This window comes from Paraburkholderia sp., from assembly GCF_049581445.1.
In the GTDB taxonomy this organism is placed as follows: Bacteria; Pseudomonadota; Gammaproteobacteria; order Burkholderiales; family Burkholderiaceae; genus Paraburkholderia.
The window spans coordinates 16,133-37,447 of sequence record NZ_JBAURZ010000151.1 but is presented as its reverse complement, the minus strand read 5'-3'; the positions used below and the strand labels follow the sequence as shown (position 1 = coordinate 37,447).

General features: G+C 58.0%; 18 protein-coding genes. 9 read left to right on the top strand and 9 right to left on the bottom strand.

Annotated features, from left to right (window positions below):
- The first annotated feature begins 98 nt into the window (after positions 1–98).
- The 5 genes from WCA85_RS14080 (at position 99) to WCA85_RS14060 (ending at position 5,034) form a co-directional block, all read left to right on the top strand.
- Positions 99–1,007 carry a hypothetical protein gene (locus WCA85_RS14080; protein ID WP_424064806.1) on the top strand — a complete coding sequence of 303 codons (909 nt, stop codon included), beginning with the start codon at positions 99–101 and terminating at the stop codon, positions 1,005–1,007.
- Positions 1,008–1,168: 161 nt separating this feature from the next.
- Positions 1,169–3,223, top strand: coding sequence for an alkyl/aryl-sulfatase (locus WCA85_RS14075; RefSeq protein ID WP_424064805.1), 2,055 nt, complete (start codon positions 1,169–1,171; stop codon positions 3,221–3,223).
- A gap of 9 nt (positions 3,224–3,232) precedes the next feature.
- Positions 3,233–3,757 (top strand): hypothetical protein, encoded by a 525-nt coding sequence (locus WCA85_RS14070; RefSeq protein WP_424064803.1) that lies wholly within the window; start codon positions 3,233–3,235, stop codon positions 3,755–3,757.
- A 182-nt stretch (positions 3,758–3,939) separates the two neighbouring features.
- Positions 3,940–4,284, top strand: coding sequence for a YciI family protein (locus WCA85_RS14065; protein WP_424064801.1), 345 nt, complete (start codon positions 3,940–3,942; stop codon positions 4,282–4,284).
- A gap of 105 nt (positions 4,285–4,389) precedes the next feature.
- Positions 4,390–5,034 carry a hypothetical protein gene (locus WCA85_RS14060; RefSeq protein ID WP_424064799.1) on the top strand — a complete coding sequence of 215 codons (645 nt, stop codon included), beginning with the start codon at positions 4,390–4,392 and terminating at the stop codon, positions 5,032–5,034.
- A gap of 51 nt (positions 5,035–5,085) precedes the next feature.
- Here the strand turns inward: WCA85_RS14060 and WCA85_RS14055 are convergent, their stop codons facing one another.
- Complete coding sequence (locus tag WCA85_RS14055) at positions 5,086–5,574, bottom strand: cache domain-containing protein (RefSeq protein WP_424064797.1); 489 nt, start codon at positions 5,572–5,574, stop codon at positions 5,086–5,088.
- Positions 5,575–5,806: 232 nt separating this feature from the next.
- On the opposite strand from WCA85_RS14055, the gene WCA85_RS14050 reads away from it, so the two are divergent.
- The gene (locus WCA85_RS14050) at positions 5,807–6,181 is read left to right on the top strand and encodes a hypothetical protein (RefSeq protein ID WP_424064795.1); all 375 of its coding nucleotides are present in this window, start codon (positions 5,807–5,809) and stop codon (positions 6,179–6,181) included.
- 143 nt (positions 6,182–6,324) lie between these two features.
- On the opposite strand, the gene WCA85_RS14045 is transcribed toward WCA85_RS14050, so the two are convergent.
- The 4 genes from WCA85_RS14045 to WCA85_RS14030 form a co-directional block, all read right to left on the bottom strand.
- Complete coding sequence (locus tag WCA85_RS14045) at positions 6,325–6,780, bottom strand: hypothetical protein (protein WP_424064793.1); 456 nt, start codon at positions 6,778–6,780, stop codon at positions 6,325–6,327.
- Positions 6,781–6,952: 172 nt separating this feature from the next.
- Positions 6,953–7,549: a carbonic anhydrase gene (locus tag WCA85_RS14040; protein ID WP_424064791.1), complete on the bottom strand. Its 597-nt coding sequence runs from the start codon at positions 7,547–7,549 to the stop codon at positions 6,953–6,955.
- Positions 7,550–7,956: 407 nt separating this feature from the next.
- Positions 7,957–9,132, bottom strand: coding sequence for a porin (locus tag WCA85_RS14035; RefSeq protein ID WP_424064789.1), 1,176 nt, complete (start codon positions 9,130–9,132; stop codon positions 7,957–7,959).
- 362 nt (positions 9,133–9,494) lie between these two features.
- Positions 9,495–15,467: an ATP-binding sensor histidine kinase gene (locus WCA85_RS14030; protein ID WP_424064787.1), complete on the bottom strand. Its 5,973-nt coding sequence runs from the start codon at positions 15,465–15,467 to the stop codon at positions 9,495–9,497.
- A 359-nt stretch (positions 15,468–15,826) separates the two neighbouring features.
- Between WCA85_RS14030 and WCA85_RS14025 the strand changes: the two genes are divergently transcribed.
- A complete protein-coding gene (locus WCA85_RS14025; RefSeq protein WP_424064786.1) occupies positions 15,827–16,219 on the top strand; it encodes a response regulator transcription factor in 393 nt (130 codons plus the stop codon).
- Here the strand turns inward: WCA85_RS14025 and WCA85_RS14020 are convergent.
- Together WCA85_RS14020 and WCA85_RS14015 are read right to left on the bottom strand one after the other, a co-directional pair.
- Positions 16,164–16,859, bottom strand: a complete 696-nt coding sequence (locus tag WCA85_RS14020) for a response regulator transcription factor (protein WP_424064870.1) — start codon at positions 16,857–16,859, stop codon at positions 16,164–16,166. The two genes, WCA85_RS14025 and WCA85_RS14020, sit on opposite strands and share 56 nt — an antisense overlap.
- A gap of 217 nt (positions 16,860–17,076) precedes the next feature.
- Positions 17,077–18,054 carry an acetamidase/formamidase family protein gene (locus WCA85_RS14015; protein ID WP_424064784.1) on the bottom strand — a complete coding sequence of 326 codons (978 nt, stop codon included), beginning with the start codon at positions 18,052–18,054 and terminating at the stop codon, positions 17,077–17,079.
- Positions 18,055–18,504: 450 nt separating this feature from the next.
- Between WCA85_RS14015 and WCA85_RS14010 the strand changes: the two genes are divergently transcribed.
- Together WCA85_RS14010 and WCA85_RS14005 are read left to right on the top strand one after the other, a co-directional pair.
- A complete protein-coding gene (locus WCA85_RS14010; protein ID WP_424064782.1) occupies positions 18,505–18,957 on the top strand; it encodes a hypothetical protein in 453 nt (150 codons plus the stop codon).
- Positions 18,958–18,975: 18 nt separating this feature from the next.
- Entirely contained in the window at positions 18,976–19,401 is a 426-nt protein-coding gene (locus WCA85_RS14005; RefSeq protein WP_424064780.1) for a hypothetical protein, read from the top strand.
- A 180-nt stretch (positions 19,402–19,581) separates the two neighbouring features.
- On the opposite strand, the gene WCA85_RS14000 is transcribed toward WCA85_RS14005, so the two are convergent.
- Both WCA85_RS14000 and WCA85_RS13995 read right to left on the bottom strand, forming a co-directional pair.
- Positions 19,582–20,232 carry a nucleotidyltransferase family protein gene (locus WCA85_RS14000; RefSeq protein WP_424064778.1) on the bottom strand — a complete coding sequence of 217 codons (651 nt, stop codon included), beginning with the start codon at positions 20,230–20,232 and terminating at the stop codon, positions 19,582–19,584.
- Positions 20,229–21,314 carry an XdhC family protein gene (locus WCA85_RS13995; RefSeq protein ID WP_424064776.1) on the bottom strand — a complete coding sequence of 362 codons (1,086 nt, stop codon included), beginning with the start codon at positions 21,312–21,314 and terminating at the stop codon, positions 20,229–20,231. The genes WCA85_RS14000 and WCA85_RS13995 overlap by 4 nt, the downstream gene beginning before the upstream one ends.
- Position 21,315 lies beyond the last annotated feature (1 nt).

Here is a 21,315-nt window from a genome sequence, read left to right as displayed (position 1 = left end):
GATGCGGGAACATATTTTTTCAGTGCATCCTGGTACGCAGGTACATACGGACCGTGCAGATCGCCAGCCTGTTTCTGACGGCAAGCGGACTGTGGCTCATGTCCGACACCGCTGCAGCGCAAGCCTCGTCCGGGCCTGTGTTTACCGGGCCGGATGTGCAACGGCGTGCTGACGCCGTGCTTGCCATGTTGTCCTTCTCTGTCACACCTGATCTCTCTGCAAGTACGCTTGGCATCCGGAATGCCGCGAGCGGAAGTCCCTCACTGAACATGACCCAGTTCGGCGGCGGCTTCACCCTGAGTCCGACCTTTCCACTCTATCTGGAGGGGGCATTGGGTGCATCGCGCTACGATCCCACGTTTTTAGTATCGGACGGTCAGGAGCAGCGCGCAATTCCAACGCGGTGGACGAACGTAGCAGCAACGGGCGGCGTTGGCTGGGATTTTCCACTTAACGAAAGCAAGAATCTGGTTATCCGGCCAATCTTTAATTTTTCGCTTGGTGAAGTATTAAGCGACGCGACGGCGGCTCAATTTCTCGTCAATCGAAAGACAGACAAGAACATTGATTTTATTCAGAGCGGCTCGCTCAATGCTTACGGACTCGGTGGGTCACTGATGCTCGGGTGGTATCCGCGCATGGAACCCTATGAGTTCGACCTCGAACTGCGCTATACGGACATCTATCTCCAGAGCTTCGGCTCGTCGAGCGGGGTTCGAGGTTCCGCCAACGCGGAATCCACGAACCTGTATGCGCGCTGGCGTGGGCCGACTGGTTTGCTGCTTTTGCACCGGCCATTGCGTTACGTCCTCGAACTTTCTCATTCGACATACCTCGGAAGTCAGGCAAACATCCTCGGCTTCAATCAGCTGACGTCGCTGGGTGCAGGCATCGAAGTCGACACGGGCGCGGTGACGAAACTCTTTTCCCGACTGCGCGTCGTCGCACGATACGCGTTCGGCAAGGATGTTACCGGCGCTTCGCTTGGGCTCGCTCTCAGTTTCTGATCGACGACGTTGCCAGTTGAGCATATTGCCCTTTGGGGCAGGCACATTGCCCCAACTACCTATAGTTTGACGTCGGCGAACATGCGAAAAGAACTGATGGTAGTGAACCACAATCTTTCGCGGGCCGCCACGCGCCTGCCAATGCCAAAGCGGAGGTGATCATGTCTAAGCCGGACGACTCAGCAAAGACCGATGGGCGTAGGGCATTCCTCAAGAATGTCGCAGTTGTCGGCGCGGCGACAGGTTTATCGGGCGTGGTGGGCGAGACACTGGCGCAAGCCGCCGGTACAGCAACACCCACCACGCCGGCGTCGAAACCTGCGACGCCCGCAACGATCGCGCTGAACAAGCAGTACGCGGACTTTCTTTCCTTCTCGGACGGCCAGGATTTCGAGGACGCAAAGCGTGGACTCATTGCGACACTGCCTGAGCCCGTCATCATCAAGGGGCCAGGCGATATCCCGGCGTGGAACCTGGAGCAGTTTGCATTCGTCAACGGTGGTCCGGAAAACAACGCTCCGCCGACGGTCAACCCGAGCCTTTGGCGTAACGCCAAGCTCAACATGAACCATGGCCTCTTCATGGTGGTCGATGGCATCTGGCAGGTGCGCGGCTACGATCTCTCCGTGATGAGCATCATTCGGGGCGATCAGGGCTATATCGTGGTCGACCCGTTCATCACGACCGAAGTGGCCTCGACAGTGTGGACGCAACTTGTCATCCCGCACCTGGGCGACAAACCCATCACCCACGTCATCTATACGCACAGCCACGTGGACCACTACGGCGGCGTACGGGGAATCGTCAGCGATGACGATCTCAAGTCGGGCAAGGTGAAAATCGTAGCGCCGGCTGGCTTCACGGAAGCCGCCGTCGGCGAGAACATCATTGCTGGTAACGCGATGGGGCGTCGTGCCAGCTACATGTATGGCTCACTGCTCCCGCGCAGCCCCACGGGAATTGTTGACGGCGGCCTTGGCAAGACGACTTCGGTTGGTACTATCACGATGGCCGTGCCCTCCATGTTCGCGGAAAAGACCGGCCAAAAGATGACGCTCGACGGAGTGGAAATCGTGGTGCTGATGGCCCCGGAATCGGAAGCACCGTCCGAGTTCATGTTCTACCTGCCGAAATTCAAGGCGTTCTGTGCCGCGGAAGACGCCACCCACACGCTACACAATCTCTACACATTGCGGGGCGCAAAGGTCCGTGACGCACTGCTCTGGTCGAAATACCTGCAGACTTCACTCGACATGTTTGGCGATGATACACAGGTGATATTTGCTTCGCATTACTGGCCGACCTGGGGCAATGATCGCGTCGTTGCTTTCCTGGGCGCTCAGCGCGACATGTATCGCTACATGCATGACCAGGTTCTGCGTATGGCCAACCAGGGGATGACGCCACTTGAAATCGGTGAAGCCATCCGCCTGCCAGACAGCCTCGCAAAGCACTGGTATTGCCGAAGCTACTACGGCACGGTCTACCACGACGCCGTCGCGCAGTACAACTTGCGCCTCGGGTTCTTCGACGGCGTTCCGGCCCATCTTCATGCCCTGCCACCGACCGAGAGCGGCAAGCGGTATGTCGAATTCATGGGCGGTTCGGCGGCCGTTTTGAGCAAGGCACACGAGTACTACAGCAAAGGTGAATATCGCTGGGTGGCTGAAGTTGTCAACCACGTCGTATTTGCAGAGCCACAAAACACCGCAGCCAAACAGCTGCTCGCAGACGCATACGAGCAACTGGGTTATCAGTCGGAGGCCGCGTCATGGCGCAACTTCTACCTGACAGGAGCGATGGAGTTGCGCAACGGCGTCAAGGAGCTGCCAGCGGCTCAGCCACAGAGCCCGGACACGATTCAGGCTATGCCGCTGGACATGTTCCTCGACTACCTCGGCATCCGGCTCAACGGCGACCGCGCGGCCGGAAAGACGGCCTTGTTTAATCTCGTGTTGACCGACACGAAAGAGAATTACGTGCTGGGCGTGGAGAACAGCGCGTTGCACTATTCGAGGAACACGAGCTCGAAGACGGCCGATGCGACGGTCACGATGACGCGCGCAGACCTGAACAACATCATGATGGGCAAAACCAACATGCAGAAGCTCGTAATGGCCGGCAACGCGAAGATCGACGGCAATAGCCAGACGCTCGGCGAGTTTGTTTCCTGGCTCGACACCTTCAGCTTCTGGTTCAACATCGTCACACCTTGAGGTGCTGCCATGTGCGCGATATGTGAGTTCAAGATCGAATTCAGCATTGGTCACCCGCTTGCGCTAAGCGTAGCGGTCGCGACTCGAAAGGCGATCGATGCGGGGTTGATCGACGAGATGGATACTGATGACGGTGCGCTATCTGCGGCTCGAAAGCGCATGTCTGCCGTCGAGACCCTGAACCTTTTGCAGGCGCAGATCGAAGACGCGCACAGCGAGGAGGCACTCCTCGAATTGCCCGACTTTTATGTCCTGCTCATCGAGAACGACACGTGGGGTTTCTTTCACGCAACGACTAATGGTTTCGACCCGGACATCGTTCCCGGGATGCCCGACGTGACGGCGACGGACGAGGTGAGGCGCAGTAACGTCGTCATCACGTCCGAGGCCGCGTTGCGCGGGTGGCTGAGTGGGGATTTCGACATCGAGTACGCCTTCCGGGAGTCGCTTTTCGTGGTCGATGCACCGCAGGTCCCAACTGCATCATTGTGGGAGATGTTCACCACTACCGAACTGGCCGCTCAGGATAACTGACGCACATTACATTGACGGCCCGTTTCACGCCCTGAGGTGCTCGGTCAATTTTTTCCGAGGGCAGGGGCAGCCAATATCCTTTACCTTGTAGCCTTGACCCACCGATCACTCGTGGGTCGCCGCTTTACTGAAGGCAGGGCAACCGGCCCGCCCTACGACCGCTACAGGAGAAGGGAGAAATCATGACGCAGTATCTGGTTGCTATTCACCACCCCGACGGCTACGACCCGTCTGTCGCAGAGGACGAAGCGATGTCCCGCGGTATTGACGCGCTCAACGATGAAATGAAGGCTGCTGGTGTCAGGATTTTCGTTGGCGGCCTGCACCCGGCAAAGAACGCGAAGTCGCTGCGGGCGCAGCCCGATGGCGAGGTGCTCGTCACCGACGGACCGTACCTGGAGACCAAGGAGCACGTGGGCGGTTTCTGGGTGCTGGAAGCCGCTGACCTGAACGAGGCGCTGGCGTGGGGCCGCAAGGCCGCCGTCGCCTGTCGGGCGCCGGTCGAGGTGCGCCCGTTTCACGAATAGCGCAGAATATAATCGCAAGCACATTCAAACGCGCGATAGGCCGTGGCGCCCAATTTCCGTCGTTAGTACCCGTACGCTAGCGACAACCTTGCCGCAGAGAGACCCATGAAGAAAGGAAAGACGAAACTTACCCGCCATGACGCTGAGCGCCTCTTCGAGGGGCTGCCTGAGGGGAACGTGAGAGTATCGAGCAGGCCCGAAAACCCGTTCGACGCAGGGGCGTTCGACAAGGTCGAGCGCGTCGACACTGAAGCCAAACTCTGGAAGGACAACCTCATTACCCTTCCGATGGCGATCGAGTTGCCTGCCGGCTACGAGTCGGTTTCTCGCATGCGTGAGTCGATGGTGCAGGCATGGCGAGTGAAGTGGGTGAGGGAAGGTAAAAACGAGGTTGTTACCGAGTTCCCTGAAGGATGGACAGCCGTTCGCCCGGAAAGCGGACCCATCGAGCTGCGAGATCCCTCTGGCGTGGTTCGTGCCTTATATGGGTGGGCCGAGGATGCGGAGCTCAAGATTTTGCCGCGGTATCTGGTTGAGTCACAGGCGAACAGTTCAAACGGACTCGGCAGCTTGCTTGTCCGTGATCGCGGGAACGGTCAGATTCTTGAGAGGTCATCGATCTGGTCCGCTCAAACGGGTACCAACCATCCAGATTGGGCCAGGTTGTCAGCATGGCTCAACTTACGCTACCCACAACATCGCGATCCGCTTCGGTACTGGGAAGACTGTGAGGAAAACATCCAGAATTGAGCTACTTTTTGGGGGCTGTGTTCTTGCGTTTGTGACGGGTCAGACTGACGGCTACTCTGGATAGAAGCCTGATCCGACCAGGGCTGGAACTCCATCGATCTTCACCGCCTTCACATAGGTCCACTTCCTCGATGGTTGGGTCTGCCCGGGTTTCGGGAACATGTAGTCAACCCATCCCGATCCTTTGGTTTGGGCCGTCTGAATCATGGCGTCATGAAACAACTTGCCGTTGACGTCCTTTTGACCGGTGACCTTGGTCCCTTCACGGGCTGGGAAGGCAGAATTCAGCAGTACATTCGACTCCATGTCGTAGGCGAATAGATATGTGTCGTCGTGGAACCACTCCGAGCCCTTCATTCTGAACTCGGAAAAGGCTGCCTTGCCTTTACTGTCAATCAGAGCTGCGGCTTTGTTCACTAGCGATTCGACCTGTTTCGTCTTCTCGGACGGTGGAGGAGATGACTGGGCAAAGGTGGATGACGCGGCACCAGGCAAAGCTGCCATGAGCAAGAGGCCAATCAGGAACGGCTTCGTTTTCAAGGCGTTGTCTCCAGCCGCTTGGTGCGACGGTGTTGAGCCTCAAGGTTCGCCATTCAATTGTGGCACAGCCTTCAGTTACGGGGTTGATGCAGTGCATCATAAAAAGTTCGGATCGGAACAGTAGAGGTGTCCAGCGCCATCGGGAAGCACGTGGACCAGCACCGCGACAATGCTGATGGTTGACCGTCGGCAGTCATGCTAGGATTTCTCGCAAACCACTACGGAGACTGTTATGCCGTTTGTCTGCGAAAACGTTGAATGTCGCGCTGTGCTGGCCCGCGGGCAGCTCAAATCCGTTCAGGAGAAAGAAGGGTGGTGCTTCTATTGTCCGGACTGCAAAACGCGAAACGAGTTGAACGACGTTGGCCTTCCGGGCGGTCCTGTTGAGTTGGTTCAACCGGAGAGATCTGTGCCGCCGCACAAAGTAGTTGCAACTGCTCGACCGCTGGAAGACGGCCAGTACGCGGCGCAATTACGCATACAAAGGGCTCTCGGCACGAAGGGTACTTACGCGGTCGAGGAGCGTTGGGACCAGCTTGGTACATTCCCTAACGCTCAGGACGCGGTCGCGCATGCAAAGTCCGTCGCGGCGGACCGGCTGGGCTAGAAGCCACTCCCCGACGGGGACTCTGGATTCAGACATGCGCACTGTGCGCGGCACCTTGACGGGCAAGTTTCTCGCTTGCCCGAACTCTCGTTGAAACACTCCCCGGGACACGACGCTACTGGTTTGAATTCGCACAAAATCGCTCACGAGCCTTCAACTGGAGCGAGCTTGACAAGCAGTCTGGCCGCTTCATTGCCATGGGACAAAGCGCGCAGTGCGAGGGCGAGAGCTAGCTGCGCGTCGTGGGCGGCGGCGCTCCGGTCTTGATCGAAAAGCTTGGCTGCGTGGCGCATATGCTGTGCCGCCTGCAAGTGAAGCTCTGCTGCGGCTACGTGATGCTTTGCCGCCGCGCTGTTTGTGCCAGCATCGGTCGATGCCGGCGTTGTCGGCGGCGTATTGGCGCTGTGTGCGCCAGCATCGTGTGCCCGATCGATGGCGTGCAACGTATGTCCATGTGCCATCATCGCCTGGTGCGCGGCGTGGTCAAAGTCTTTGCCGTCCTCGAAATGCCGCGACGCCTCGTGGTGATATCGCGCCGCCTGCTCGTGGTGCGACGCCGCGGCTTCAAGATGCCCCTTTTTGCTGTGCTTCGTATTCATGGCAGCTCCTGTACGAATGTGGGACTGACTTCGTTAAGCGTTGTCTCGCGCTTAACGACTACGGAAGTACAACATCAGACCACGTTCGGCTATCTCCCGCCATTGGCGCGTACTCTCACGAAGACATTCGAGTGGCGCATTCACGCCGGAAACTGCTCTTCTGCGCCAGGATTTATGCAGGAATGTCCCGCACGATCTCAGTCAACTTACCCGTATTGATCTCGAAGAAGAAGCCGTAGAGTTTGACGTCCTTCGGCACCGCTGGGCTCTTGCGGAGCAACTCGACGTCATACTTGATCGATTCCTCGAAATGCGGAATGGAGAGGCTGTCGTGATCGAACAAATCCGAAATGTCGGCGTCGTTATGCTCACGATACTTTGCGAAGAGGAGCTTGGGGGTTAGAGCCGTCGCACCGCAGAACGAGTGGTGAACCACAATCACGTTTCGAACGTTAAACAAATAATCCATGGTCGCTATCGACTGCAGAGCGGCGTGCGCACGGCCGCCGGCGTTAGCCACGGCAAATAATGTCCGCGTGTTGCCGACCCGGTTACCTGCTTCGTCCAGAACGTTTTCGCCCGGGTAGACCTCGTCGCCAAAATGCTCGGCAACCTTCTGCGGGATATCAGCTGCTCGAGGGTCGAAGCAGTGGATCAAGACGGTTTTCATCGGGATGAACGGATTGAATCCCGGGAACGGCGCCTGATCGAACCAGGCCTGATCGAACCAGGGCTGGGTCCTGAATTCATATTCAGTGAACTTCGTCATTATCCTTCTCCACTAGCCATATCGAACCGCAGGGCGAAAGCACTGCGACTGGGCGCGGGATACATTTGGAAAATAGACTCGTCGGGCAGCGGCGCAAATGACATCACGCCACCGGATTCTGCCAGCTCTGAGGCCGGATTGCAGATATCAGCGTGCAAGAGAGTAGTGACTGACCTTGGGGTTGAACCGCGCGTTGACGTCGCGCGGCTTGCCCTGACGTAGCTTGTCGACGGCGGTCTTCAAGTTGCCGTTTATACCGCCGCGTTGCCGTGAGGCGTTCGGGCCGTTAGCGCGCGTTGCTCTTATAAGTTACCTGGCTCGGAGTTACCCGAGCCATGGTTGTGTGCCCGCTGTCGGGCCGCTCCGCGCCCCAACGTGTGGGCGGCGCCGATGGCTACCTCGCGTCTTTAGAACATCTTGCGAAGACCGATTGCCACGCCTAGCTGGTTGGTCCGGCCAATGGTGTTGGTCGGAACGCCGGCGGAGTTGACGCCGCCCGGGTAGTCGGCGGCGAAGGCACCGGTGCCGCGTGCCCAGTCGGTGATCGCATAGACCTCCGTGCGCTTCGTGAACGAGTATTCGGCGAGAATGGTTGCCGATTGGTTCACCCCTTTGCCGAGCGAGCCGTCGAGCAGTTCAGCGTTGCGCGTTTGTCCATAGTAGTAGGCAAATGTGAATAGCAGCGGAACAGTGGCTTGCCAGTTCGCGCCGGCATAATAGGTGTCGTCTATACGGTTGGGGCTGGCGCCCTTCAGGGTCGGCGCGCCTGCTTGCTGCTGGTTGCTGTCCGTCAAGCCGGTCTGGTCCTGCCCGTGTAGCCAGCCGGCCAGCAGGCGGATGTCACGGGTGATCTGGTACGCGCCACTGACGTGCAGGAAGTTGGTCTTGCCACCATTGATTGCGCTGCCGACAGCGGTGCCGGTTGAAGAACCGAGCGCAGATGTGGGCACGGAGACTTGCTGGAAACCTGCGTTGAGCGTGGCGGGGCCATACGTGTACGTCAATTCCGTGGCGTAGGTGTAGCCGAGACCGAATGCGCCCGGCTGGTTGCCGAAGCCGTAGAGGGCATCGACCGCCAGGTTATCGAAGCTGCCCTGGTACTTGACCGCGTTGTTGACTTCGAGGTAATTGCCGATGCCGTTATACGCCCAGCTGTTCTGCCAGTAGTTGCCAACGGTCAGCGGGTCGAGCCCATTGCCCAAGGTATCGTAGGCGGGCGCGTATTGCAGACCAAAGGTCAGTGAGCCCCACTTGCTGTTCGATAGACCCACGTAAGCTTGCCGACTAAACAGCGTATCGGGCACGTGTAGTTTCCCATCGAAGGCTTCGAAGCCGTTTTCAAGGTGGAAGATTGCGGACCAGCTGTCCCCCAGATCCTCGCTGCCCTTCAAGCCCCAGCGGCTGTGGGTTTCCGGGCCGGACGTCATGGAGACCTGGTCGTTGCCACCCGGCCCGGCATTCGTCTGATATCGGATGGCTTCGTCGACGATGCCGTACAGCGTGACTGAGCTTTGTGCGAATGCCGAAGATGTGGCCGCAGCGAGGAGTGCACCAGCGGCACCAGAAAGGACGATGTTTTTCATCAGCGATCCTCATTAATTGGTGAGCCAGCAGAAGAAAGTTTTCCGCTGGCTAGAACAACAAGGCCGTGGTCGGGAGCATAGCCCGTCATTTCATTGAGGCACAGCGAATTGTTACGGAATGTTGTTTATTTGCTGTGTCGGGACGGATGCGTGTAAATCGTCTGGTGAATATAGGTGCAGGACAACGAGGTATCAGTCGGGTCTAGATGTACCGCGCTGCTTTTGAGCGCGAGGCATTGCCAATGACGAGGCGACCCTGGCATGGAGACGGAATGCTTTTATTGCTGCGGCAGCAGACCTTTTATATGGAAAATGAATTAAGCGAAACAATAGTTTCGACAGCGTAGTTTCGCCACTCACTGCTACGATGATTCAAAGGCGCGGACCGCATCCGTGTGAGGGAGATGAAAGTAGAAACGGGCGCCGCCGTGCGAGGATTTGTTGTCTGCTGCGATGCGGCCGCCATGCGCCTCGATAATCGAGTGGCAGATCGTCAGCCCCATGCCCATGCCGTCTTGCTTGGTCGTGAAGAAGCTGTCAAAAATGTGGTTGAGGTGGGCGTCGGCAATGCCTGGGCCGCTGTCCTCGACAGAGCAATACATGGTCTGCTTCTCTGACACGGTTGTCCGGATAGTAATTCTGCGCTCCCGACTTCCCACTTCCGCTGTCGCCTGCATGGCGTTGACAGCGAGGTTCACGATCACTTGCTGAAGCTGCACACGGTCAGCAAGTATCTTCGGGGCGCCCGGAGCGAGATCGTGCGATACGGTGACGCCGCGCGATTCGACTTCGTGACCCAGAAAAAGCAGGGCCTCAAGGATGAGTTCGTCAAGCGACACAAGGCTACGCTCGGGCGAGCGACGCACTGCCATCCCACGAATCCTGGCAACGATGTCCGCGGCACGTACGGCGTCAGACACCATCCGCGAGGTCCCCTCGCGCACCATCGCGAGGTTGGGCACGGGCCGTTCGAGCCAGTGCAGGCCGGCTTCACCATTCGCAGCGATAGCAGTGAGCGGTTGCATCAGCTCGTGGGCAATTGAGGCGGTCAGTTCACCCAGCACGGAGATGCGCGTAGCATGCGCAAAGTCTGCCTGGACGCGCTGAAGCATTTCCTGGGAGCGAACGCGCTCAGTGATGTCGACCAGACCGAGAAGCGAAATCCCCAGATCGTTGGCGATGGGAGGTCGACCAATGGTGCAAAACACGTCAATGATTCGCCCGTCAAGAGTCCGAAACTTCGTCGTTTCTTCGAAGAACGTTTCGCCGCGAAATCTGCTTTGCATGGCGCGTTGCAACGTGCCCAGGGCGGCGTCTCGCCAGAACCACTCCATGGAACCGAGCATTTTGACCCGATCCCTCGCACCGAACATCTGGACCGCGTGGTTGTTGACCTCTTCGATGACAAGCGCCTCAGATGCCTTAGGGAGCAGGTCAGGATGCTGATCGATGTAGACCGATAGATCTTCCACACCTTGTGCGCGAAGGTCCTTCAATATTGCTATCAACGATTGGGTCTCGATCTGCATCAATGCGACGGGCATGTCGCGGAACAGGGTGCGGTAGCGATGCTCGCTGCTTGCCAAAGCCGCGTTGGCCTGCTTGCGGGCTGTGATATCCATCAGGGCGCCTGCGAAATGCAGCTCACCTCGTTCTTCGGTTACGGCACGCGCCACTACATGAACGTGCTTGACGGAACTGTCGGGCATCAACAGTCGGTGCTCAAACTCAAAGCCTTGCTTGTCGTTTGCCGCGCGCTCTATGACCTCGTGAACATTGGAAAGGTCATCCGGGTGAACCCGGCTGAACGCGAGATCCAGAGAGGGCTTGGTTTGCAAATCAAAGCCGAAGATCCGGTAACTCTCTTCGGACCAGAATATTTCTCCAGTCGCGGTATGCCAGTGAAAGCTGCCGGTGTGACTGAGTCGTTGTGCATCTGCCAGAAAAGCTTCTGCATGTTGCAGCTCAGCGAAAAGGCGTGCGTTCTCCCAGGAAATCGCAGCTTGTGATGCCAGCAGTCTCAGAACGGCAAGGCGGGCAGGCGTGAAGACGTGAGGGCTCAGCCGATTCTCAAGATACAGCACACCTATCAGCTCGGTCTGCTTGATCAGCGGCAGGCACAGAATTGACCGGCAACCATTCTGGAGGATGTACTGATCCCCCGAGAACTGGGTTTGCTCAGCGGCATCATCGAGCAGCACGCTATCTCTCGTCCGGACGACGTAGCGCAGAATCGTTTCCGGCAGGTCGGTAGATGCGACACGCGCCTGACGAGAATGGACCTTGACGCGGTCACCCACGGTGGTGGCTTCTGCTTCGATTCGCAATCCGTCATCGTGCGGAATGATCAGTAAGCCCCGGTCGCCACCCGCGTGCTCCAAAGCAAGAACCATCAGGGCGTCAATCAGGTCGTCCAGTGCGATCTCACTGGAGATCACCTGTGAGACTTTGAGGACAGTGGCGAGATCGAGTTGGTCAACCGAAGTAGTGATGGTGCTGTCCGCGCGCGATCGGTCCGGCCGGAGGTCGGGATAAACCTGGTCCAGTTGACGGACCTTTCCGTCTGCACCCCAACGAGCATAGCAAGATCGTGCGTTACGAATATACGTCTCAGCGAAGACATCGAAGCCGTTGGCCGCACAAAAGCGGGCGGCTAGTTCGTAAGCGAGTCCCTCATTCTGGATAAAGCCGTGTTCCCGTGACGAACGTATGGCGTCCTCGTAAAGGCGCATGGCGTCGTAGTTGCGTCCCTCGATGCGTGCGATCTCGGCCGAAACAAGGGCGTGACGATTGCTAAAGTTCTCGGGGCAGTTGTCGGCCCAGAGTTTCAGCTTCTTGAGATGCGCGTCGATGGTCTGTCGATACTCTTTTTGCTGTGCTGCAGAGACCGTTGGATATAGCGTGGTTAAGGTGAGGGCGTGATAGAAATGATAGCTCGCCTCGATCGGCAGGGACATTGCCGCCCCGATGAGCGTTTCCGCCTGGGCTGCGAAGTCCAGGGCCTCTGCATACCGCCCGTAGAAGAACGCAAGCATCTGCTTCATGATGTGATGGAAGACGACGCCAGTGCCGAAAGCCGCGCCGACGACGACGGCAAGGCTGGCCGCTTCATCGAACGTTTCATCATCGAAAACCAGAGGACTCTTTGTCGTGCCCTGCAGGCTGGCTACGAATCGCTGCTCCATCCGAATGGTGTGGTAGACCGCATCGTTACGGCACTGCAGGGCGAACGCCGAGTATTTCGTCGAGGCTGCCATCACATCGGTAAGGGTGTCTCCTTTCTCGACGAGCTGCCACACGGTCTCAAACGCGAGGTAGCCAGCATAGACAAGATCACCTACTTCGAGGCAGGCGGCGAAGGCACGTTCCAGGATCGGAATGCTGGTCGAGAAGTGGCGCCGCCAGATAAGAACATGGTCGCCGTGTAAGTGAAGCAAGGTCCCTCTTAAGGGGGAGTTGTCGAACTTGTCGTTCAACTTGAGCGACATTTCGGAAAACTCGAACGCAGATGCAATGTCGCCAAAAAATGAAACCAGCGCGAGCGCAAAAACGCCATAGGCGAAACCCGACTGACTGGTATTGCCTCGTTGCATGGAGACATTGACCGCCTTAAGCGTGACCAAGGGGAATATCATCGGGCGCGCGATATAGGCACAGGGTCCTGCATCAACGAGCAGGTCGATGATCGCACGGGTCGCGGGGTCAGCCGCCACAGGCGCATCAACAAGATCGCGAATGGCTCGTTGCCCGAGGTTAGCCCACATGTCGCGAAACTCTGCATCAACGGCTTCATTGATGTCAGCGTCGAATTCGGGAAAGGTCACATCAAAATGTCGGAGCGCATCGAACGCGACGGAAACACCGTCGTCATACTTGCCTGCGACCTGGTACATTTTGATGCGCAGACTATAGACTTTGGCGCGATCGATATTGGAGCGTGCAATACCCAGAATTTTGTCGAACTGTGCGTCGGCCTCGGTAAAGTTGCCGACCAGATATTCACACTCGGAGAACGCCAGATAAAGGTCGAAGGTGTGCTCGTATCGGCGGGTCCAGCTATCCGGCGGCAGGAGTTCAATGGCCTGGGCCAGATAGTTGCGCGCCGAAGCATATGCTGTCGAATTCTTGGCACGCTTGCCCGCGACGAAGTTCACTTCGGCGACGCGCTCAAACTCCTCCTGCGTAGCGATCAGCGCTTTGCCGCGATTGAAGTGGTTCGCGATGTCAAAAATGAGCTCTTCTAGCTCATCAGGCGCCGTGCGCGATGCAAGCAACCGGCCGATTCGAAGATGCGCAGCAGCCCGTTCTGATTCGGGAGTCAGCGCATAGGCTGCCTCGTGAATGCGATCGTGCACGAACACGTATGAACCATCAACACGGAAGATGAGCCCTGCCTGAACAGCTTCCCACAGGTTCTCGTGGATCGTTTGCCCGGATTGGCCGTTCACCAGAGCGAGCGTGGCAACCTCCGCCGTATTCCCCAGATAGGAAAGTTGTCCTAAGGTGTCCCGTGCTGCTTCTGGCAGACGGTACAGTTTGCTAGCCATGAGATCGGCCACGTTTTCTGTGAAGCCTTTGGCCCGAATGCCAGGCATATCGCAAGTCCAGGCCGACCTGTCACGGTCAAACTGGAGCAGCCCCTCATCTGTCAGCGCTCTCAGGAACTGGATCGCGAAGAATGGATTGCCGCCCGTCTTTTCGTGCACCAGCTGTGCAAGAGGGGTGGACATCTCCGGGCCACAGTGGAACGAATCCGTAACCAACTGCACCACATCCTCAGGCGTGAGGGGAGAGAGGGTGGTTTCATGGATCTTGCCTCCCGCCTTGCGGATTGCTCCCATGGTCCGCAGCAGGGGATGCGAGGGACCGACTTCGTTGTCCCGGTACGCGCCGACCAACAGAAGGTGACGTACCTCCGGATGGGTGACGAGGTGTTCAATCAAATCGAGCGTCGCTGTGTCTAGCCATTGCAAATCGTCCACGAACAGCGCGAGCGGATGGTCTGGGCTCGCGAACACGCCGAGGAATCGACGGAATACGATCTGGAAGCGATTTTTAGCGTCCTGCGGCGGCAGGCTCGGGACCTGCGAGGGTTCGCCGATAATGACCGAAAGTTCCGGGATCAGATCGACCATCAGGCGGCCATTCGGGCCTAATGCCTCCAGCAGGGCACGCCGCCATCGGCTGACATCCACGTCGCTTTTGGTCAGCAGTTCACGAACTATTGACTGGAACGCCTGCGCGAGCGTCGCGTAAGGAATATCGCGCTTGTACTGGTCTGCCTTGCCTGCTGCGAAGAGGCCACGCGGGGGGACAAGCACCTTGTGCAATTCGTTGACGACCGAGGTCTTACCGATGCCGGAATAACCCGATATGAGCGCCAGCTCGCTCGTACCGTGGACAACGACCCGGTCGAAAGCCGCGTTGAGCGATTCGATCTGGGCCTCTCGTCCATATAGCTTTTCAGGAATCAGCAAACGGTCGGACGCATCGCGCGCACCCAACTGGAAAGCATCAATGCGTTGGAACCTTTCCCATGCGATGAGACACGAGTGGAGGTCGGCCTCGACCCCTTCGGCAGTCTGGTAGCGGTCTTCGGCGTTCTTCGCGAGTAGCTTCAGCACGATGGCTTCGACCGGTTCGGGCACGCCGCTGACGCGCTCACTCGGCGGAGTCGGCCTTCGGGCGATATGACAGTGGATCCATTCCATGGCATCCGATGCAGCAAACGGAAGGGATCCCGTGAGCACCTCGTAGAGCGTGACGCCCAGTGAGTAAAGATCGCTGCGAGCGTCAATCGATCGGTTCATGCGACCTGTCTGCTCAGGTGCCATGTACGGGAACGTCCCAGCAATAATCTCCGGCGGAACGGGATGCTGACGCTCGAGTGGCAGCCGGGATGCGATGCCAAAGCCCGTGAGCCGCACGTTGCCGCTTCCGTCGACAAGCACGTTCGCTGGTTTGATGTCCTTATGGATGAGTCCGTGTCGATGAAGCTCGCCAACCACTTTCGTTAGATTAATGGCGAGATTCAGGAAGCGCGCCAGTTCGAGTGGTTGGCCGACAGTGCGATTCAGTGGCTCGCCACCGTTGTCCTCCAGAACGAGCGCGGCAGAAGATTTGTGGTCATTGAGCGCCAGTGGTCGAACCGCCCACCTGGAATCAAGCAGGGACGCCAGTGTGAATTCGTGTTCGAGGCGTGCGAGGATTTTGGACGCCGACCGCGCTGCCACAAGCGTGAGCACAGAGACGGGGTTGCCAGGCCGGCGTGCGCGGTACAGTGAGAAATCCCCATCGTCGCGCAGCGGTTCAAGCTCGTAACCGGTGAGATCCATAGTGTGAAGGTCTCTCTCGAAGTAGACGCCAACGTCTTACGATTTTGCGCGCTTCGGGAGTAAGTGACTGTTTCCAGCCTGTCACTAGTTGCCTGTTTTGGTGGCGATGCCGGCAATAGAGAACCCGCAAGTATCGAACTGCCGGGAACCACTTTCTCGATTCCAGACCAAAGTAGAGGAAGGCAGTCTCGCGATTGAACCGATGTGGTAATGCGCATTACTGCCAGGGCAGGTCTGCGTCGCGCATATACCTTCGTATCATAGCGGCGCCGCGTAATATCCATGTAATCTGTAATCGGCGGCACAGAAGCGGCGTTCGCGACCGCTGTCGTCCGATTGAAGGCATGGTTGAGGGCCAAATGTTGAAAACTACGCCTATTGTGTCAATTGTCGACGACGATGAGGGCGTGCGTTTCTCTTTGAGCAACCTCGTGCAATCGTTGGGCTGGCAGACGCGGGTTTATGAATCAGCCGAGACATTCCTCGCTTCGGGGGAAGCGTCTGGCACGGCATGTCTTATTTCGGACATTCGAATGACAGGTATGTCTGGGGTAGAGATGCACGAACTCCTCATCGCACAAGGTAATCCGCCGCCGACAATTTTCATCAGCGCCTATCCGACACCTTCGGTCCAAGTAAAGATCGCAGACAACGGAGCACTGGCTTTGTTGAAGAAACCGTACTCAGCAGCAGTGGTTAAACATTGGCTTTCGGTCGCCCTTGGCTCTCCGGAGACCGGCTTCGAGAATTGATTCCGAGAGCATTGGCCTTATGAATGAGATCCGCTAGTGAATGCGCGGTCATTTTTTTCATCGCTCGCGCGCGATGCACCTTCACAGTGATTTCGCTTACATTCAATTCTGATGCAATCTGTTTGTTCAACAGGCCAGCGACGACTAACGCCATGACCTGTTGCTCCCGCAGCGTCAAAGAGCCGTAAGCGACGCGCAGTGCAGTAGTGGAGTGGTCAGCCGCAATGCGCTTGCTGTCCTTTGCCAGTGCTTGAGCAACGGCGTCCAGCATGTCCTGTTGGCGAAAGGGCTTGGCAAGAAAGTCGACCGCTCCCGCTTTCATGGCTTTGACCGACATTTCCATGTTCCCGAACCCTGTCATGAACAAGATGGGGATGTTCAGCCCACTCTGTAGCAGTTCTTGCTGGAATGTAAGGCCGCTCTCACCACGTAACCTGACATCAAGAATGAGGCAGCTAGGCACGTCGCGCTTCGGGAAAGCAAGAAACTCTTGAGATGATTCGAACGCCTCGACGCGCAGACCCACTGAATTCAGCAAATTGCATAACGAGTACCGCATCGACTCGTCATCGTCAACAACGTAGACGAACGATGGGCTGGATTCGCCCGTTGTCGACGTCGAATATGACCTGGCAGGCATGATGATTCCTCGCGAAGCGAAGCTGTGCGAATCCATTATAGTTCGCAGTCGAACGTTAAGCGGGCGAAGATTCTTTCCAGTATTGCAATACCTTTTTCATAGGTAGTCCTGATCGTCTGGGAAGGGGCCGGAGCGGAACATCCTCGGCGCGTGAGGCGCAGAACGGTCGACCGGCGCAGTGTGCGCGCCGAATGGTGTCGACCGCTCAATGTTTCGTTCAGATCAACTGGTATTTTTCGCGAACCAGATGGCCGATTCCCATGCGATCAAGAATCTTCATTGGGCACAGAAAGGTGACGCGGACGGTGCCAGGCAACCCGCTGATTTCAATGGGGCCGATAAAGGTGAGTGGACCGCTGCTTTCAACTTCGTGTTGCCCCCAACGCTCACACAGTTCCGCCACTTTCTGCCGTTGTTCTGTGCTCATCGGGCGCGCCATGGGCGGCAGATCGTCGAAGTTCTGCAGCAGGATCGGACCATCGAGCGTAAGACCCTTGATCACCTCGACCGTCAGCTCGGTTTCACCGGATACATCGGTGGCATGTCCGGCGATTTCGCCATTGCCCTGCTGGGCGTGCATGTCACCCATGTAGACGCCTGCGCCAGGCACCTTGACCGGGCAAATCAGAATGCAGCCCTCGCGCACCGAGTTCGTGTCCATGTGGCCATCGGTCTTGGCTGCATGCAACTCTTCGATGGTCAACGCATATTTGTGCGGAGCACCCACCAGATACTGACCGAAATCGGCGCAGTTGTGGGAGTCCGGTAAGTCACGCGCCGGCGTCGTGCCAATGTTGCCGAGGAACGGGCGCATATGTGCAGCGACTCGTGGCATATTGGCGCGAGCCAGCGACAGAATCGAACGCTGGGCGGCCAGTTCGGGCAGTGCCGACATCTGCGACGCGTTACCAGCGAGGCGATTGGCCACCTGCTGATTGACCGTGAGGCTAACCTGATTTTCCTGGTCCAGCACGATGACGTAGCCGTGGCGAAACTGGAATGAATTGCAGGGCAGGTGGTGCCTGGCCAACTGGGAGCCGAACGAATGGCTTCCGTCCCTTAAAAGTGGGTTACAAGCAACGCAATGTATATAAGTGTATCTAATGCGATTAAAGCGTGTGCGATATGATGACTCGATAGTCCCGCATGTCAACTCATTCTCGCTCCATCTAATCGGAGGATGCGACCCTGTCATCGGCGGGATCGCACCTTATCGGGTGTCGTTGTGAGTGATGGCATGTATCGATGCACACCAAGGTATTAGGTTGCATGACCAAGATGGTATCCAAGCATCCCTTCGTAGCATGGTTTATGGGCGCATTCGGAACTACCTTTAACGTACGAACAGAGTCTGATTGAACGCCACTCAAGATCACTCCATGGCGTGCTTGCTCAGACCTTCCCCAACGCATCAACGACTGATTCGGGATGGAAATATGTCGACGTCAATCACGCTTTTGGCCAACGGGTACCTTGAAATTGTCTGTACAGACCCGTGGCGTTCCCCGCTGTGCCGTCACTACATCATCCGGCGCACGGTTGATTACACGTCTATCTGCGTTCAATAGTGCTGGTGAGACGTCTCTCGACCAATAATGCCTATTCGTGAGTTGGCTGACTGTTCATCTTATCGGCGAGGTTTAGCATGCTATGGCAAGACCCCTTTGAAATTCCGCGATCAACCCCGGTGATGGGATCTGATCATCAAAACATCTACGAAAGCGGGAAAGTCGTTGATAGGCCCGGGCCTGAACTGAGCGCGCTTACGCAATCGATTGTGGTTCTCGCGGCAATCTGGTCGGTGTGCGAGTTACCCGTGGAAATATTGAGTAGTCGAACGCCCGCCGAAAGCGCCGCATGCATTGTGGGGAAATTGATCTGGCTTTCCTTGACGCTTTGGACCTTGTCAGGCCGCAGAGCCGCCAGGGCCGTCTTCGCCGTTTGTTGCGCCATCAGCACATTTTCTATCGCTACGGGATTGGCGGTGGAGCAGCAGTTTTTCGCCGTTGGATTTTATGTGTCCGCAGTCGAGTGCGCATTGAAAGCCGTCGCGTTCCTCCTGATCATCTGGTCGGCAGTCCGGCGGATTGCTCGATAGACACCGGTTGCGAAGCGCGTGCGACTGGCCGAGCTCGATTCATATATCCACTGTTCGGTGATCGGGACCTGCCTCGCCAGTGCGGATCTGTACGATATCGTCGCGCGTTATGCAGCTCTCGGCATGGATCAGGCTCGCGAATTCGAACTGCACCATGCCGCAGTGCAAATCGCCGCCGAAGGCGGGCGGGGCGCAGAGGCCCTGCATGAAGCGCTGGACAACCGTCACGATCAGGAAATCCGGCGCTTCGAACGTGCGCGCGATGAAAACGAATTGCTTCAATGGTGGAGCGCGCAGCGACGACGCGGAGAAACCGCCGGCGCCTACTGGGCATTGATGACGCATCCGCGTGTCACAGACGAATTGCGCCAGCGTATCGTGGGCGAACTGCACGGGCTCACTTATCTGGAAGCCGGTTCGTCACCGGCATCGCATGCCGATTGATCGCATCGCAGCGGGTGGCACGCGAGAGCGGAAGTTGCTAAGCGGTTGAAAGCGCGTCGATGCGACGGGCGCGTTCTATCAATTGCGGCTCTGGAATCGATCGACGCTGCGAGACCGGCACCTGCTATTTGGCTGCGGCGCCACCATGTCCGAGATCATCCTCGCGAACATGGCGCCGATTCATATCGGAAGCCCGCTAGCACCGTGCTCCTCTGTCAATTTCAACCGCGCGAGGATGTTTGCATAGTCCTCCGGCGTGTCCATATCGAGCGCAAAGCGGTCGTGCTTTGCCTCATGGACAAAGACTTCATCGGGATGCTCTGCGATCAGCTTTTTGCAGCCGGGGTTCACATGTCCACTGACGACTTCCGCTGCGTAACTTGCCGAAAACGCCACCGGATTGCCACGCTGCCCGCTGCATGAGGGCACCAGAATGGAGCCGCGCGGCATCGCGGCGTATGCATCGATCAGCTCGCAGTAGTCATCGGGTTCGAGCAGAACCTGGTCCGCGAGACAAACAAGCACGACACTGCACGGCGCACTGAGCGCAGCCACGCCCGCTGCAACCGAGGTCATCTGCCCCTGCTCGTAATACGGATTGAACTGGAATCTTAGCGGCAGCCCGTCGAGCGCCTCGATGATGGCGCGACCGTTGAATCCTGTCACGACCACGATTTCCTCGGGACCCGCCGCGAGCAGCGCGCGTACGGAACGCCTGATCGCGGGTTCACCATCGATCTGCAACAGCAGCTTGTGACGGCCCTGCATGCGTGACGAAGTGCCTGCGGCTAGCATCACCGCGGAGAATGCCAGCCGCGTCGCAGCATTCATACTACCTCCCGTTGACGTCGCTCCTGGACGATCGCGAGATATTTGCCGGGTGCGCGTTCGAACTCGAGTTTGCAGCCATCGCAGCAGAAGTAGACGCGCTCTCCGCCCGTTCCGAGGACGTGCCTTGCGGATGCAACATCGATTGCCATCCCGCAGACGGGATTGATGTAGCGAGCGGGCGGCTCGACCGACGCCATTGCTTCGCACGGCGGCTGCGGCGGCAGCACGGGCAGCACGTCGGCTCCAGCGGTAGGCGTGGCCGTCGTGTTGGCCTCAGCCTGCTCCAGCATTCGGCGCAGTGTCACGAGTCCCGCCACGGCACCGAGCGCGATTTCCTGTGGCGTGCGCGCATGAATGCTCGGTCCGGCAGGGGCATGCAGGGCGGCGAGCCGTTCTTCCGGGATACCACGGACGCGCATCGTGTTGCGCAGGCGATCCGCCTTGCGTTGGCTCGCGACCAGCAGCACGGCTACTGCCGAGGTCTGCAGGGCGGCCTCAAGCGCGTCCTCGTCGCTGTCGCCCTGAGTGGCGACGAGAATCAGTTGCGGCATCAGCACGCGCAACGCATCCGCATTGAAACCCTCGATGACCCGCTGTACGCCAAGCGGGGCAAACGGCGCGGTCACGTGGGCTGCGGCATGGACGCGAAAGCCCATGCGTTGCGACAGCACGCAGGCTTCGAGTGCGGCGGGTGTCGAGCCGAGTATCAGCACCGATGGCGCGGGTACCGACGGCTGGATAAAGAGTTCGATGGTGCCGTTGCTGGCGCAGGGCATTGCATGATGCTCTACGCCAGGTTCTGGCGCGACCTCCGAATTGCTGATGCGAATCAACTTTGGCTGTCCTAAGCGCATCGCTTCCAAGGCGGCCTGGACCACGATCGCCCGGGAACAGCCGCCGCCGATCCAGCCATGCAGCGTGCCGTCGCTTTCCACCAGCGCTTGCGCGCCGACCCACGTCGAGGTGGGTGGCAGCGCCCGGACTACGGTGGTCACGGCGAACCGGCACGCTTGCTCGGTCAACCGTTGTTCAAGCTGGATCAACTCGTCGGAGTGGATCGCGGAGTGCGTGGTGGAGTTCATG